The following is a 13,775-nucleotide window of genomic DNA, read 5'->3' as shown; positions in this document are numbered from 1 at the left end:
TCAGCCCAGTTCGTGGCGGACGATCGTCTGGTCGCGGCCGGGTCCGACGCCGATCGCGGACACCCGGGCTCCGGCCAGTTCCTCCAGCCGGTGCACGTAGGCCCGCGCGTTGGCCGGCAGATCCTCGAAGGTGCGGCAGTGGCTGATGTCCTCCCACCAGCCGGGCAGTTCCTCGTACACCGGCACGGCGTGGTGCACGTCGGTCTGGGTCATCGGCATCTCGTCGACCCGCCGGCCGTCCACGTCGTAGGCCACGCAGACCGGCACCTTCTCCAGCCCGGAGAGCACGTCCAGCTTGGTGAGGAAGAAGTCGGTGATCCCGTTGACCCTGGCCGCGTACCGGGCGATCACCGCGTCGAACCAGCCCGTGCGGCGGGACCGCCCGGTGGTGACGCCGAACTCGCCGCCGGCCTTGCGCAGGTGCTCGCCCATGGCGTCGTGCAGTTCGGTGGGGAACGGGCCGGAGCCGACCCGGGTGGTGTAGGCCTTGAGGATGCCGATGACGGTGCCGATGCGGGTCGGGCCGATACCGGAGCCCACGGACGCTCCGCCGGCCGTCGGGCTGGACGAGGTGACGAACGGGTAGGTGCCGTGGTCGACGTCCAGCAGGGTGCCCTGGGAACCCTCCAGCAGCACCGTCTCGCCGCGCTCCAGGGCCTGGTTGAGTAGCAGCCGGGTGTCCGCGATCCGGGAGGCGAACCGGCTGCCCTGCGCCAGCACGGTGTCCACGACCTGCTCGGGGTCCAGCGCCCGGCGGTTGTAGACCTTGACCAGGATCTGGTTCTTCACCTCCAGCGCGGCCTCCACCTTCTGCCGGAGGATCTTCTCGTCCAGCAGGTCCTGCACCCGAACCCCGACCCGGGCCACCTTGTCCTGGTAGCACGGGCCGATACCGCGGCCGGTGGTGCCAATCTTGGCCTTGCCCAGGTAGCGCTCGGTGACCTTGTCGATGGCCACGTGGTACGGCATGATCAAGTGCGCGTCGGCGGAGACCAGCAGCCGGCTGGTGTCCACGCCGCGCTCCTCCAGGCTGGCCAGCTCCTCCAGCAGCACGCCCGGGTCGACCACCACCCCGTTGCCGATCACGTTGGTGACGCCGGGGGTGAGGATCCCGGACGGGATGAGGTGCAGCGCGAAGTCCTGCCCGTCGGGCAGCACCACGGTGTGCCCGGCGTTGTTGCCACCCTGGTAACGCACGACCCACTGGACCCGCTCGCCGAGCAGGTCGGTGGCCTTGCCCTTGCCCTCGTCGCCCCACTGGGCGCCGATCAGGACGATTGCCGGCATGTGAAACTCCAACCCGGACGGACGAGCGATGCCGGTGCACGAGCGTAAACCAGGAGCCGAGCGTGAACGTGGTCGCACTGGCCTGCGGAAACGACGCGGCCAACGGGGAGTGGCGGGCGGTTGCCCAGCGTGACGACGTGGAGTGGCACGAGGTGCCGGCGCGGCCGGGCAAGCCGCATGTCGACCCGCTGCTGGGCGAGCTGGGCGGGCGGCGGCTGGTGGTGTTCGGCACGGACGCCGACCTGGCCGCCGTGGTGCTGCGGCTGCTGCGCACCGAGCGGCTGGGCGAGGTGCCCGTTGGTTACGTTCCGCGTTCGGCGGACTCGGCGGTGGCCGAGTTGTGGGGGTTGCCCACTGATCCGCGGCGGGCGCTGGACCTCGCGGTGGCCGGCGATCCGGACCCGGTGCCGCTGGTCCGCGACGACAGCGGCGGAGTGCTGCTCGGCAGCGGCACGCTCGGCCCGGTGCGCGGCGTGGCGTACTGCGACAACGAGCGGATCCTGCGCGGCCAGGCGAGCCGGATCGAGGTGAGCCCCGACCCGCGCGGCCGCGGCGTGGCCGTGCGGGTGCGCCACGGGCTGTTGCTGCGCCGCACCCGCACGGCCACCGGGCGGGCGTTCGAGATCGGCTGCCTGCCCACCCGCGCGGTCTCCGACGGGGTGGCGCATCCCCGTCCGGTGAACCGGTGGACGTGGTACCGGCACACCGAGGACCTGCGGCTGGTCCGCGGCCTGGTGTGACCGTGCCCGCCCCGGTGCGTTGCGGTCAGCCGACGGCGGTGGCGGTCGGCGCCTCCGGGTCGCAGTCGGCGAGGAACTGGCGGCAGCGGGCGTGCTCGTCCTCCTCGCCGATCCGCGCGGCGGCCCGGGACAGCGCGGCCAGCGCGCGCAGGAAGCCCTGGTTCGGGCGGTGTGCCCAGGGCACCGGCCCGTGCCCCTTCCAGCCCGCGCGCCGCAGTTGGTCCAGGCCACGGTGGTAGCCGGTGCGGGCGAAGGCGTAGGCGTTGATCACGTGGTCCGCCGCCAGTGCCTGCTCGGCCAGCCGGGCCCACGCCTCGCAGAAGTCCGGGTGGGCCCGGGCGACCTCGGCGGGATCGGCGCCACCGTCGATGGCGGCCTGCGGCTCGGGCCGCTCGGGCAGCCGGGTCGGCTCGGGGCTGATGAGATTGCCGTGCGACGAAGTCATGCCCTCATCGTCGCGCACCACCGCGGTGAGGCGGGGCCGTGCCCGTCATTCGTCCCGGGGACCCGCGCCGCCGCACGTTCAGCGGAGCACCCGGACCAGCACGCCCGCGCCGGCCAGCATCAGCACCGTGACGATGACACCCGCGATCACCCGCTTGTTCATGCCATTCACCTCCCCCCGGGCTCGTCCACCCTCGCCGACCCTGCTGGTTGGCCACTCTCCGGGCAAGTCCGGTCACCCACCCGTAAGGGTGATCCCGCGAATCCCCCGGAACTTGCCGCAAAGCCCTTTGCCGGGGGCGGACGCGGGGGAATGATGCTCGCGTGACGACGGGGGTTACTCGCCGGTTTACCGAGCTGAGAAGCGCGTACTGGACCCGGGGGACGGCCGGGCGGGCCACGCCGGAGGCGGCCGTGGTCGGGCTGTACCGGCTGTGGCTGGTTGCCCTGACGCTGAAGGTGCTGGGCTCCTCCTGGGACGTTTCCTGGCACTTCCGGTGGCTGCGCGACGACTTCGCGCCGCCGCACCTGCTGAACAGCGTGGGCACCGTGCTGGTGGTCGCGCTGGTGGTGTTCCACACCTACACCGGCTACGGCGTGGACCAACGGGCGCTGCGGCTGATGCAGTGGGGCACCGGGATCTTCCTGGTGGCCATCCCGCTGGACGTGATCAACCATCGGGTCAACGGCCTGGACATCACCGCGTGGAGCCCGTCGCACGCGCTGCTCTACCTGGGCACCGCGCTGATGGTGGCCGGGGCCGCGGTGGGCTGGTGGCGGGCGGCGCCGCTCGGCCGGCCGCGCACCGCGTTACTCGGCGCGTTCGCGTTCTTCTTCCTCGAGAACGTGCTCTTCCCGAACCAGCACCAGGAGTACGGCGTGCTGGAACTGCGGTCCTGGGACGCCGGCCACCCGTACGCCGAGCCCAGCCTGCTGGCGTTCGCCGCGAACCAGATCGGCCACCCGGTCGACCGGGTCGCGGTGGCGCACTTCGCCCTTCCGGTGCCGGACTGGGTGTACCCGCTGTGGGGCGTGCTCGCCGCCACGCTGGTCCTGGTAGTGACCCGGCGGCTGGTCGACCGGCAGTGGGCGGCGACCGCGGTGGCCGCCGGCTACGTCGGCTACCGCTGCGTGGTGTGGGCGGTGCTGGTCGGTGCCGGGTTCCCGCCGTCCACGGTGCCGTTCTACCTGCTGGCGGTCGGGCTCGCGGTGGACGCGGTGGCGCTGGCCGGGTTGCCCGGCGCGGTGGCGCCGCTGACCGGCGCGGTGGTCGTCACCGGCGCCGGCTACCTCGCCCTGGCCGGCCAGGCCGAGTGGATCGCCGCGCCGCCGGTGTCCGAACCGTCCGCGGCGGCCACCGCCGCGGTGCTGGCCCTCGGCTGGTACGGCGCGGAAGCGTGGCGCACCCGCCGACTCCGCATTCAGCGGGCTCAACGGGGGTTCGAGGGGTGCCCGAACCCCCGTTGAGCCCGCTGAATGCGGTGGGCGAGGAAGGGGTCAGCCGGCGAGCATCCGGCCGGCGGACTTCAGGTGCTCGCAGGCGCTGGTCACCCGGGCCGCCATGGACTGCTCTGCCTGCTTGAGGTAGCTCCGCGGGTCGTACGCCTTCTTGTTGCCGACCTCGCCGTCCACCTTCAGCACGCCGTCGTAGTTGGTGAACATGTGGGCGGCGATCGGCCGGGTGAACGCGTACTGGGTGTCGGTGTCGATGTTCATCTTCACCACGCCGTAGGAGACCGCCTCGTGGATCTCCTCCAGCAGCGAGCCGGACCCGCCGTGGAAGACCAGGTTGAACGGCTTGGAGCCGGCCGGCAGGCCGAGCTTCTCGGTGACGACCTCCTGGCCGTTCTTGAGGATCTCCGGGCGGAGCTTGACGTTGCCCGGCTTGTAGACGCCGTGCACGTTGCCGAACGTGGCGGCGAGCAGGTAGCGGCCGCGCTCGCCGGTGCCCAGCATCTCGGCGGTCTTCAGGTAGTCGCCGGGGGCGGTGTAGAGCTTCTCGTTGATGTCGTGGGAGATGCCGTCCTCTTCGCCGCCGACCACGCCGATCTCGATCTCCAGCACGATCTTCGCCTTGGCCGCCTGCTCCAGCAGCTCGGACGCGATCTGCAGGTTCTCCTCCAGCTCGACGGCCGAGCCGTCCCACATGTGCGACTGGAACAGCGGGTTCTGCCCGCTGTTCACCCGCTCCTGGCTGATCGCCAGCAGCGGCCGGACATAGCCGTCCAGCTTCTCCTTCGGGCAGTGGTCGGTGTGCAGCGCGATGTTGACCGGGTACTTCTCCGCCACCACGTGCGCGAACTCGGCCAACGCCACCGCGCCGGTCACCATGTCCTTGACCTTCGTGCCGGAGAGGAACTCCGCGCCCCCGGTCGAGATCTGGATGATCCCGTCGCTCTCGGCCTCGGCGAAGCCGCGGAGGGCTGCGTTCAGCGTCTCCGACGATGTCACGTTGATGGCCGGGTAGGCGAACTCGTTCGCCTTGGCCCGGTCCAGCATCTCCGCGTAGACCTCGGGGGTCGCGATGGGCATCGGTCGTCCTCCTCAGTGCCTTGTTCAAAAGCTCGCGCCATTCAGCGAGCCCGTGCGGTCGCCACGCCGCCGGCACCCCGGCCGCTGGCACGGGGCTGGCGGCCGGTTGGTCGCTGGACCGGTTCGCCAATGACGCTCACAGTGCCCTGCAGGCTGCGCAAACGCCGTATCTACGGTCATCGTACGAGTCACCCGCCCCTCGACGCGGTGGCGAGTCCGCCGCACGCCGCGAGGTCAGCGCACCCCGGCCGATGCGCGGTCACCGTATCGTCCGGCGCTGCGGCGTGGCGACGATGTCCACCGGAAGCAGCGGGCCCGGGACAACGATCTTTAACTCGCCAGTAGCTTACTCGTAGTAGGTAGGTCTAGAGTCTCCCCGGAGCTTGGCGAGAACGGCTGCGTAACAGGGAGGTTCCGGTGGCCGGCGAGTGGCATGTCGCGGGTAAGGTCGTCCTGATCACCGGGGCGGCCCGGGGAATCGGCGCCGAGGTGGCGGGCCGGCTCGCCGGCCGGGGCGCCCGGCTGGCTCTGCTCGGGCTGGAGGGTGAGCAACTGCGGCAGACCGCCAGCGCCTGCGGGTCCGACGCCGCCGCCTGGGAGGTCGACGTCACCGACGCCGCGGCGCTGGAGAAGGCGGTGGCCGAGGTGGTCGAGCGGTTCGGCGGGATCGACGTGGTGGTGGCCAACGCCGGGATCGCGCCCACCGGGTTCGTCCGCTCCATGGACCCGGCCGCCTTCGACCGCACCATCGAGGTGAACCTGCTCGGCGTGTGGCGCACGGTGCGGGCCTGCCTGCCGCACCTGATCGACCGGCGCGGCTACTGCCTGGTGGTGTCCTCCCTGGCGGCGATCGAGCACGCGCCGGGCATGTCCGCCTACTGCGCCAGCAAGGCCGGCTGCGAGGCGTTCGCCGACTGCCTGCGGGCCGAGGTGAAGCACCTGGGCGTGGACGTCGGCGTGGGCTACTTCTCCTGGATCGCCACGGACATGGTGGCCGGCGCGGACCAGCACCCGGTGTTCGGCAGGATGCGCGCCAAGCTGCCCGGTCCGGCCGGCCGCACCTATCCGGTGTCCGCGGTGGGCGAGGCGGTGGTTTCTGGCATCACCCGGCGTGCCCGGTCGGTCTACGTGCCCGGCTGGGTGGGCGCGGTTCGGGCGATGCGCGGCTGGCTGCCGCGGCTGATCGAGGCGGTGTCGAACCGGACGGTGGCGGAGACGGACCGGGCCGCCGAGGAGGACGTGCGCCGCCGCGGCGCCGAGGCATCCCGCCCGGTCGGCCCCGGCGGCCAGGCGGCGGTCCGCCAGGACGGTTGACCGGCCGTCAGTGCCTGTTCCGGGAACAGGTGTCAGGAGATCCAGGTCCCGAAGAGCGGGTTCCACTGGCGCACGGTGGTCCGGACGATCACGCCGGCCTTGCTGAACGGGTCATCCGCGAGCACCGCGCGCAGCTCGGCCTCGTCGGCGACCTGGTAGATGACCAGGCCGCCGTTCTCGTCGGGAAAGGGGCCGCTGGCCAGCACCACGCCGCGCTCGGCGAGCTGCCGGAGGTACGCGCGGTGCTCGGGCCGGACCCGCTCCTGCTCGGCCGTGTCCCGCCCGTAGCACAGTTCGACGGCGAACGTCGCCATGCCGCCTCGGCCTCCTACCTGTTTCGTCCGCGGGTGGCTCGAGGTGGACGGTACCGCCCGGCCCCAGGCACGTCGGTGCCTGTTCGCCGAACGTGCCCGGCGCGTTCCCATGCTCGTCATCGCAGGTCGGTCGGGTTCCGGAACAGGCCGCCAGCGACGCTGTGAAACCTTGACGTGAGTCGTCCGTGACCGGGCAGCGTCACCCATTGGGTACTGTCAGGGCGTGCATGGGCGGCAGGACGGCGAGGCGCCGGTGACCCATCCCGCCGAGCGGACCGTCGAGCGGACCCTCGGCCACCTACGCGCTGTCGACGCCAGCCCGCCGGCTCGCCCGGCCGGCGGCCCGCTGACCCTCGAGGACCTCTACCGCACCCACCGCATGCGCCTGGTCCGGCTGGCCATCCTGCTGGTGGACGAGCCGGCCACCGCCGAGGACGTGGTGCAGGAGGCGTTCACCGGGTTGCATCGCAACTGGCACACCCTGCGAGACGCCTCCGCCGCGCTCGGCTACCTGCGCACCGCGGTGGTAAACGGGTCCCGCAGCGTGCTGCGGCGGCGCAAGACCGCCCGGGACTACACGCCGCCGCACGTGGCCAACGCGCGGTCCGCGGAGAGCCTGGCCATGCTGACCGCCGAACACCAGGCGGTGGTCAACGCGCTGTCCCAGTTGCCGCCGCGGCAGCGGGAGGTGCTGGTGCTGCGCTACTACGGCGGCCTGACCGAGGCGGAGATCGCCGAGGCCACCGGAATCTCCAAGGGCACGGTCAAGTCGACGGCCAGCCGCGCGCTGGACGCCCTGCAGAAGATCATCGTGCCGCGCTGAGCGCGGCGGCGCACCCGCGTGACGCGCGAAGACCGGCGAATTTGGTATAGACCATCGGTGCTCCGGTGACGGAGGATCGGAGCGTGGAGCGCACCAGGCAGGTGGTGGCCGTCGACGTCGGCGGCACCGAGACGAAGGCCGCGCTGGTGGCCGGCACGGCGCGGTCGGTGACCGCGCTCGCGCACCGGCGGCGGCGCACGCCCCGGGCCGGCGACGGGGAGGCCACCGCCAAGGCCGTGGTCGGCGCGGTCGGTGAGCTGGTGGACGAGCTGGCCGGGGCGGCGGACGGCCCGGTCGAGGCCGCCGGCGTGGTGCTGCCCGGCGTGGTGGACGACCGCCGCGGCGTCGGCGTCTTCTCGGCGAACCTGGGCTGGCGAGAGTTCCCGTTCGCCGGGGAACTGCGCGGCCGGCTGGGGCTGCCGGTGGCGTTCGGGCACGACGTGCGCGCCGGCGGGCTGGCCGAGTACCGCCTCGGCGCGGCCCGCGGGCTGACCGACGCGGTGGTCATGCCGATCGGCACCGGGATCGCCGCGGCGCTGGTGGTGGGCGGCCGGTTGCATTCCGGCGGCGGCCGGGCCGGCGAGATCGGGCACGTGGACGTCGGCCACGGCGAGCCGTGCGGCTGCGGCCAGCGCGGCTGCGTCGAGGCCGTGGCGTCCTCGGCGGCGATCGCCCGCCGCTACACCGAGCGCACCGGCCGGCCGGTGCGCGGCGCGGTGGACGTGGCCGGCGCGGTGCGGTCCGGTGACGCCGACGCGCTTACCGTGTGGCGGGACGCGGTGGACGCGCTGGCCAGGGGCCTGCTGCTGGTGGCGACGCTGCTGGACCCGCAGGCCGTGGTGCTCGGCGGCGGCCTCGCGCTGGCCGGCGAGACCCTTGTCGCGCCGCTGCGGGCGCGGCTGGACGAGCTGGCCACCTTCCAGCGCCGGCCGGAGATCCGGCTGGCCGAACTCGGCGACGAGGCCGGCTGCCTCGGCGCCGCCCTGCTCGCCATCGACCTGTTGGAGCGGCCATGATCGTGCCGAGGCGCGGTTCCCGGAGAGACCGCGGCGCGCGCCAGGGCTCGCGGGCCGGGGAGTCCCGATGACCGGCCCGGCGAACGACGTGGTGATCCGCGGCGGCGACGTGGTCGGCGCGGACGGCGTGCTGGCCGGCGGCTGGGTCGCGGTGCGCGGCGCGACGATCACCGCGGTCGGCGACGGCGACCCGCCGCCCGGCGAGTCGGTGGACGCCATCGGGTGCTGGGTGGTGCCCGGGTTCGTGGACATCCACTGCCACGGCGGCGCTGGCGAGGCATTCGGCTCGGCCGATCCGGACGGGGTGGCCAGGGCGGTCACCGCGCACCGCCGGCACGGCACCACCACGATGCTCGCCAGCCTGGTGTCCCGGCCGGTCCCGGACCTGGCCAGGGAGATCGCCGCGCTGGCCGAGTTGGCCGAGGACGGCCTGGTCGCCGGCATCCACCTGGAGGGTCCGTTCCTCTCCGCGGCGCGCTGCGGCGCGCACGACCCGGCGGTGCTGCGCCCGCCGGACCCCGCCTCGGTGGACGCGCTGCTCGGCGCGGGGCGCGGCCAGGTCCGCATGGTCACTCTCGCCCCCGAGTTGGACGGCGCGGTGGACGCGGTGCGCCGGCTGGCGGGCGCCGGGGTGCTCGCCGCGATCGGGCACACCGACGCCACCGAGGCCCAGGTCCGGCCGGCGGTGGACGCCGGGGCCACGGTGGCCACACACCTGTTCAACGGCATGCGGCCGCTGCACCACCGGGAGCCCGGCCCGATCGGCGCGCTGCTGGACGACGAGCGGGTCGCCGTCGAGCTGATCTGCGACCTGGTGCACGTGCACCCGACCGCGGTCCGGTTGGCCGCCCGGCACGCCGCGCCGGACCGCACCGTGCTGGTCACCGACGCGATCTCGGCCACCGGCATCGGCGACGGCGTGTACGACCTGGGCGGGCTGCGGGTCACCGTGCGGGACGGGGTGCCCACCCTGGACGGCGGCGGCTCGCTGGCCGGAAGCACGCTCACCATGGACGCCGCGTTCCGCAACCTGGTGCGGGGCTGCGGGTTGACCGTGGTCGAGGCGGTGGCGGCCACCGCGACGCGGCCGGCGGCACTGCTCGGCCGCGCCGACCGGACCGGCGCGCTGCGCCCCGGCCTGGCCGCCGACCTGGTGCTGCTGGACGCCGAACTGCGCCCGGTGCGCGTGATGGCCTGCGGGGAATGGGTGAGGCCGTGACGAGTTTCCGCAGGTCGCTGCCGGTCGCCAGCGCGGTAGGCTAGCGTCGGAACGGTGAGCACGGAGGATCCGGAACGGCTGCTCGCCGACGCGTTGCGGGCACAGGCCGCGAGCGCGCCGCTCCCACCCACCCCGGCGGAGAGCCCGGTGACCGCGACCGGTCAGGGCGTCCACCTCACGCCGGGAGACGACCCGGCGGTGCCCGGCACCGGCGGGCACGAGGTCGCTGGCCTCGGCCCCGGTTACGGGCTGATCTCCGGTTCCGGTGTGGACGGTCCGCCCGATCCGCTGGTCACCGGCGCCGGCCAGCCGGCGCCGCCGGCCGGTCCCGCGCCCGCGGCGTCCCCGGCCCCGGGCGCCGGCGAGCCGAGCCGGCCGCTGGCCGCCGGGTGGGTGCTGCTGCTGGCCGTGCTGCTCGGCCTGGCCGCCGGCGCGGTGGCCGCACTGATCACCTTGCTCTGACGAATCTCCAACGCCGCCGACAGGTTTCTCTCAGGTGGCCCCATGTACCTTGTCCCCGTGACCACCGTCATGCCCACCCTCGCGGCGTCCAGTGGCCCGTTGAGCCTGCTCAACGCGGAGAACCTGCTGCACCTGCTGGGTCCGTACGTGCTGATCGGCCTGTGCGGCATCGTCTTCGCCGAGTGCGGCCTGCTCATCGGGTTCTTCCTGCCCGGCGACTCGCTGCTGTTCACCGCCGGCCTGTTCGTGGCCAAGGGCTGGATCGGCACGCCGCTGTGGCTGGCCTGCGTGCTGCTGACGGTGTGCGCCTTCGTGGGCAACGTGGTCGGTTACGGCATCGGCTACCGGGTCGGGCCGGCGCTGTTCAGCAAGCCGGACTCGAAACTGTTCAAGAAGGAGTACGTGGACCGCACGCACGCCTTCTTCGAGAAGTACGGGCCGAGGGCGATCGTGCTCGCCCGGTTCGTGCCAATCGTGCGCACCTTCATCACCGCGATGGCCGGCGTGGGCCGGATGGAGCCGCGCAGCTACTTCACGTACTCGTTCATCGGTGGTGCGGTCTGGGCCAGCGGGGTCACCGTGCTCGGCTACTTCCTCGGCCAGTTCGACGTCGTGCGCAGGAACATCGAACTGATCCTGGTGGCGATCGTGCTGGTCTCCGTCATCCCGATCATCATCGAGTTCCTCAACGCCCGCCGCGCCGGCCGGTCCGGCCGCGAGGCCGCCACCGAGGTCACCCAGCGGATCGAGCGCGTCGACCGGGGCCACTGACCGCGGGAGTGGTCTTCCGGCCGCCGGCCTTGACCTTGAGCGCGCACCAGGTACTGGACTGCGGGTCATGACGACCACGGAGGTGGCCCTGGTGACCGGGGCCAACAAGGGCATCGGCAAGGAGATCGCGCGCGGGCTCGGCCAGCTCGGCATCACGGTGCTGGCCTCGGCCCGCGACGAGACACGCGGCGCGGCGGCGGTCGCCGAACTGGCCGGCGAGGGGCTGGACGCCCGGTTCGTCCGGCTCGACGTCACCGACGAGCGGTCCGTCGCCGAGGCCGCCGAGCTGATCTCCGCCGACTTCGGCCGGCTGGACATCCTCGTCAACAACGCCGGCATCACCAACGACCTGGTGACCCCGCCCAGCGAGACGAGCCTGGGGGACCTGCGCCGGGTCTACGAGACCAATGTGTTCGGCGTCGTCGCGGTGACCAACGCGATGCTGCCGCTGCTGAGGAACGCCCCTTCGGCCCGCATCGTCAACGTCTCCAGCGGGCTGGGCTCGCTCGCCCGGCACACCGCGCCCGGCTGCACCCTCGGCCTGTACTTCGCCTACAGCACTTCCAAGACCGCGCTGAACGCGGTCACCGTGCAGTACGCGCGGGAGCTGCGGGACGCCGGGATCGCCGTGAACGCCTGCGCTCCCGGCCTGTGCGCGACCGACCTGAACGGCCACATGGGCGACCGCACCCCGGCCCAGGGCGCCAAGATCGCCATCGAGCTGGCCACCGCCGAACCGGACGGCCCCACCGCCGGCTTCTTCGACGAGAACGGTCCCGTCTCCTGGTGACGTCCGAGCATGTGACTCCTTGCTTCCGGATCGCCACAGTTGGCGACAAGATCCCGCAAGCCTGCGCCACACTGACACCATGCCCGCCGATCACGACTATGAGGAGCTACATCGTCTGGTAGATCGGCTGACGCCGGATCAGGCGAGGGCGCTCCGTGCAGTCGCGCTGGAACTGGTGAAGAGCCACCCTTCCGACGACGAGGCGGGCACCGCGTCGCCGTCCGCCCGTCGCCGTCGGCTGCCGTTTGCGAGGATCATGCATGCTGAACCCGGTCTCGCGGAGCGGTCAGAAGACATCCTGCGTACCGAGTTCGGGCATCACACGGCGTGATCGTATGCGACACGGGCCGCTGGTCGCGGTGCTCAACCAGGACGACGCCAACCACGAACGGTGTCTTGATCTCCTTGAGACGCATCCTGAGCCACTGATACTGCCGGGTCCTGTGCTCACCGAGGTCGTCGGTGTCCGCTTCCCCGCTGGGCCGATGTCGCCACCATCGACACGTGGTGCAAGTCCCTGACGCCATGACGACGGCACGACGCCAGCCGACCCCGGGCGTTGCCGTCGGCTGTCAGCCGGAACAGATATGCGCATGCGTGGGCGCGTCTGAGTAGACCCTGGTGAGCAGGAACAGCGTCAGCAGTGTGGCCAGGATCGCTCCAGCGATTTCAATGCCGATGAGGGCACCGCTCCCGCGTCGTGAAGCAGTGGAGAGTTCGGTCGTGCGGCCACGGCGCACAAACGTAAAAGCGATTCCGGACGTAACGGCTACCACTCCGGCGAGGGCGAGGATCCATGCCCTGGTAAGCGCGGCCGCCACCGTGGCGACGACGCCCCCGCCCATTAGCGGAAGGGCGAGGATTGACGCGGTAATGCGGTCACCTTGGCGGCGCAGCGCATGCGCCACCAACGCTGTGCCGAGTGCTGCCGCCGCCAGTGCGACCGCTGTCCACCCCAACGCGAACGCCGTGTGCGGCACAGGAATGCGACCGTTGCAGGTTCGTTCCCGTTCGCGTACTACGTCGTAGCTGAGTTGGACTGCCCACACACCGATGCCCACGCTGGCCACGCCCAGAAGGAGGCCGCCGAGAAGCCACCACCGCAGCGTCGGCCGAACACCAGCTTCCGAGGCGTTCGCCGGCATCCTCGTCACCGGCTTTCTCCGGTCATGTCGTGGAGAACCTGCATCATGCGCCGTTCACCCTCTTGATCGCTGGCCGCTACGGTACCTGCTGCTTCTCTCAGTGCTTGTGCCGCATTCGCGGTGTCGTCAACAAGTTGCTCAATGCGTCGCTCCCACGCCTGTCGCAGATTCCGTAGTTCCTGGCCGCTGCGCCAGCCGGGAGCCCCGGACGCCGCATCATCGAGGCTTGCCAGGAGGTTCTTGGTACGTTCCCGGGCAGCAGCCGAGATATCGGCAATGTCGTTGCCCGCCTGATGTATCGGCTCCGGGTTCATGCTGATACTCTTTGGCCACCTCCCGGATGCACATTCCTCAGTGTCCGTACCAGTTCGGGTTGACTCGAACGACGACCACCTTCTGCTGTCCCTCTTCGAACTCATTGTGGGGCAGCCGGCCGTTCAGGCTGACATTCAGCCGTGAATCGGTGTGCTGCGTGTAGTGGATATCGCCGTCCGGGGTGACCGATGTAACCAGGGCGGCGTGATGAACGGTTCCCGGGTCCGCCGGTGTTGGTCCACCGGTTCCTTGCTGTTCGAAATAGACGATGTCACCGGGTCGAGCTTCTGACAGTGGGATCTGCTGGCCGCCGTGACGCAAGAAGAAATCGCGCTGGGCGTTGGCATCGGTCCAGGTACGGGTATGCGAGGGCGGGGTCATATGATCAGTGCACCACGTGCTTGGTAAGATCATAGCATTCATTTAACGGGCCTGCCGGAAAGGAACTATTGTCGCAGTGCGGGGTGTCGAACTGCGCCCGGACGAGCGAGAAATCATTTCTCGTGAGCTGGCGAAGGGGCAATCGTACCGGGCGATCGGGCGACTGCTGAAGCGGGATCATTCGGTTGTTTCTCGAGAGGTCAGCAGAAACGGTGGTCGGTC

At 71.6% G+C, this 13,775-nt stretch carries 18 protein-coding genes; 11 read left to right on the top strand and 7 right to left on the bottom strand.

Annotation, left to right across the window (positions count from 1 at the left end):
* Entirely contained in the window at nucleotides 1-1,287 is a 1,287-nt protein-coding gene (locus FFT21_RS18465) for an adenylosuccinate synthase (RefSeq protein WP_137815151.1), read from the bottom strand.
* Nucleotides 1,288-1,349: 62 nt separating this feature from the next.
* Between FFT21_RS18465 and FFT21_RS18460 the strand changes: the two genes are divergently transcribed.
* Nucleotides 1,350-2,027, top strand: coding sequence for a hypothetical protein (locus FFT21_RS18460; RefSeq protein ID WP_137815150.1), 678 nt, complete (start codon nucleotides 1,350-1,352; stop codon nucleotides 2,025-2,027).
* 25 nt (nucleotides 2,028-2,052) lie between these two features.
* Here FFT21_RS18460 and FFT21_RS18455 read toward each other — a convergent pair whose 3' ends face one another.
* Nucleotides 2,053-2,472, bottom strand: coding sequence for a DUF3151 domain-containing protein (locus tag FFT21_RS18455; RefSeq protein ID WP_192909621.1), 420 nt, complete (start codon nucleotides 2,470-2,472; stop codon nucleotides 2,053-2,055).
* Between the two features lie 323 nt (nucleotides 2,473-2,795).
* Here FFT21_RS18455 and FFT21_RS18450 point away from each other — a divergent pair, with 323 nt between their 5' ends.
* Nucleotides 2,796-3,938, top strand: coding sequence for a hypothetical protein (locus FFT21_RS18450; protein ID WP_137815149.1), 1,143 nt, complete (start codon nucleotides 2,796-2,798; stop codon nucleotides 3,936-3,938).
* A gap of 30 nt (nucleotides 3,939-3,968) precedes the next feature.
* Here FFT21_RS18450 and fbaA read toward each other — a convergent pair whose 3' ends face one another.
* Nucleotides 3,969-5,003, bottom strand: coding sequence for a class II fructose-bisphosphate aldolase (fbaA, locus tag FFT21_RS18445; protein ID WP_137815148.1), 1,035 nt, complete (start codon nucleotides 5,001-5,003; stop codon nucleotides 3,969-3,971).
* Between the two features lie 417 nt (nucleotides 5,004-5,420).
* Between fbaA and FFT21_RS18440 the strand changes: the two genes are divergently transcribed.
* On the top strand, nucleotides 5,421-6,317 hold the full coding sequence (locus FFT21_RS18440; protein ID WP_137815147.1) for an SDR family oxidoreductase: 897 nt from the start codon (nucleotides 5,421-5,423) through the stop codon (nucleotides 6,315-6,317).
* A gap of 32 nt (nucleotides 6,318-6,349) precedes the next feature.
* Here FFT21_RS18440 and FFT21_RS18435 read toward each other — a convergent pair whose 3' ends face one another.
* On the bottom strand, nucleotides 6,350-6,631 hold the full coding sequence (locus FFT21_RS18435) for a YciI family protein (RefSeq protein WP_137815146.1): 282 nt from the start codon (nucleotides 6,629-6,631) through the stop codon (nucleotides 6,350-6,352).
* A gap of 223 nt (nucleotides 6,632-6,854) precedes the next feature.
* On the opposite strand from FFT21_RS18435, the gene FFT21_RS18430 reads away from it, so the two are divergent.
* The 7 genes from FFT21_RS18430 (at nucleotide 6,855) to FFT21_RS18400 (ending at nucleotide 12,043) form a co-directional block, all read left to right on the top strand.
* Nucleotides 6,855-7,454, top strand: coding sequence for an RNA polymerase sigma factor (locus FFT21_RS18430; RefSeq protein WP_137815145.1), 600 nt, complete (start codon nucleotides 6,855-6,857; stop codon nucleotides 7,452-7,454).
* Nucleotides 7,455-7,519: 65 nt separating this feature from the next.
* The gene (locus tag FFT21_RS18425) at nucleotides 7,520-8,470 is read left to right on the top strand and encodes an ROK family protein (RefSeq protein WP_225978538.1); all 951 of its coding nucleotides are present in this window, start codon (nucleotides 7,520-7,522) and stop codon (nucleotides 8,468-8,470) included.
* Between the two features lie 67 nt (nucleotides 8,471-8,537).
* Nucleotides 8,538-9,689 (top strand): N-acetylglucosamine-6-phosphate deacetylase, encoded by a 1,152-nt coding sequence (gene nagA / locus FFT21_RS18420; RefSeq protein ID WP_137815144.1) that lies wholly within the window; start codon nucleotides 8,538-8,540, stop codon nucleotides 9,687-9,689.
* 54 nt (nucleotides 9,690-9,743) lie between these two features.
* On the top strand, nucleotides 9,744-10,151 hold the full coding sequence (locus tag FFT21_RS18415; protein ID WP_137815143.1) for a hypothetical protein: 408 nt from the start codon (nucleotides 9,744-9,746) through the stop codon (nucleotides 10,149-10,151).
* A 69-nt stretch (nucleotides 10,152-10,220) separates the two neighbouring features.
* Nucleotides 10,221-10,922, top strand: coding sequence for a DedA family protein (locus FFT21_RS18410; RefSeq protein ID WP_137815221.1), 702 nt, complete (start codon nucleotides 10,221-10,223; stop codon nucleotides 10,920-10,922).
* Between the two features lie 67 nt (nucleotides 10,923-10,989).
* Complete coding sequence (locus tag FFT21_RS18405) at nucleotides 10,990-11,712, top strand: SDR family oxidoreductase (protein WP_137815142.1); 723 nt, start codon at nucleotides 10,990-10,992, stop codon at nucleotides 11,710-11,712.
* Nucleotides 11,713-11,791: 79 nt separating this feature from the next.
* Nucleotides 11,792-12,043, top strand: coding sequence for a hypothetical protein (locus FFT21_RS18400; RefSeq protein ID WP_137815141.1), 252 nt, complete (start codon nucleotides 11,792-11,794; stop codon nucleotides 12,041-12,043).
* Nucleotides 12,044-12,284: 241 nt separating this feature from the next.
* On the opposite strand, the gene FFT21_RS18395 is transcribed toward FFT21_RS18400, so the two are convergent.
* Genes FFT21_RS18395 through FFT21_RS18385 form a run of 3 tightly spaced genes read right to left on the bottom strand, consistent with a single transcriptional unit; the run spans nucleotide 12,285 to nucleotide 13,553 of the window.
* On the bottom strand, nucleotides 12,285-12,866 hold the full coding sequence (locus tag FFT21_RS18395) for a hypothetical protein (protein ID WP_137815140.1): 582 nt from the start codon (nucleotides 12,864-12,866) through the stop codon (nucleotides 12,285-12,287).
* Entirely contained in the window at nucleotides 12,863-13,171 is a 309-nt protein-coding gene (locus FFT21_RS18390) for a hypothetical protein (protein WP_137815139.1), read from the bottom strand. The genes FFT21_RS18395 and FFT21_RS18390 overlap by 4 nt, the downstream gene beginning before the upstream one ends.
* 37 nt (nucleotides 13,172-13,208) lie before the next feature.
* Nucleotides 13,209-13,553: an amidase domain-containing protein gene (locus FFT21_RS18385; RefSeq protein ID WP_192909619.1), complete on the bottom strand. Its 345-nt coding sequence runs from the start codon at nucleotides 13,551-13,553 to the stop codon at nucleotides 13,209-13,211.
* Nucleotides 13,554-13,629: 76 nt separating this feature from the next.
* On the opposite strand from FFT21_RS18385, the gene FFT21_RS30740 reads away from it, so the two are divergent.
* The coding region (locus FFT21_RS30740) for a helix-turn-helix domain-containing protein (protein ID WP_192909618.1) at nucleotides 13,630-13,775 on the top strand (146 nt) is incomplete at its 3' end.

This window comes from Gandjariella thermophila, assembly GCF_005405885.1.
GTDB classification, from domain to species: Bacteria; Actinomycetota; Actinomycetes; order Mycobacteriales; family Pseudonocardiaceae; genus Gandjariella; species Gandjariella thermophila.
The sequence above is the reverse complement of the archived record's forward strand: the minus strand, read 5'-3'. Positions and strand labels throughout refer to the sequence as shown.

Bases quoted from the DNA above. Each gene is read 5' to 3' on its own strand.
- FFT21_RS18385 (WP_192909619.1), bottom strand. From the start codon at position 13,553: ATGACCCCGCCCTCGCATACCCGTACCTGGACCGATGCCAACGCCCAG.
- FFT21_RS18465 (WP_137815151.1), bottom strand. From the start codon at position 1,287: ATGCCGGCAATCGTCCTGATCGGCGCCCAGTGGGGCGACGAGGGCAAG.
- fbaA (WP_137815148.1), bottom strand. From the start codon at position 5,003: ATGCCCATCGCGACCCCCGAGGTCTACGCGGAGATGCTGGACCGGGCC.
- FFT21_RS18410 (WP_137815221.1), top strand. From the start codon at position 10,221: ATGCCCACCCTCGCGGCGTCCAGTGGCCCGTTGAGCCTGCTCAACGCG.
- FFT21_RS18435 (WP_137815146.1), bottom strand. From the start codon at position 6,631: ATGGCGACGTTCGCCGTCGAACTGTGCTACGGGCGGGACACGGCCGAG.
- FFT21_RS18405 (WP_137815142.1), top strand. From the start codon at position 10,990: ATGACGACCACGGAGGTGGCCCTGGTGACCGGGGCCAACAAGGGCATC.
- nagA (WP_137815144.1), top strand. From the start codon at position 8,538: ATGACCGGCCCGGCGAACGACGTGGTGATCCGCGGCGGCGACGTGGTC.
- FFT21_RS18455 (WP_192909621.1), bottom strand. From the start codon at position 2,472: ATGACTTCGTCGCACGGCAATCTCATCAGCCCCGAGCCGACCCGGCTG.
- FFT21_RS18390 (WP_137815139.1), bottom strand. From the start codon at position 13,171: ATGAACCCGGAGCCGATACATCAGGCGGGCAACGACATTGCCGATATC.
- FFT21_RS18400 (WP_137815141.1), top strand. From the start codon at position 11,792: ATGCCCGCCGATCACGACTATGAGGAGCTACATCGTCTGGTAGATCGG.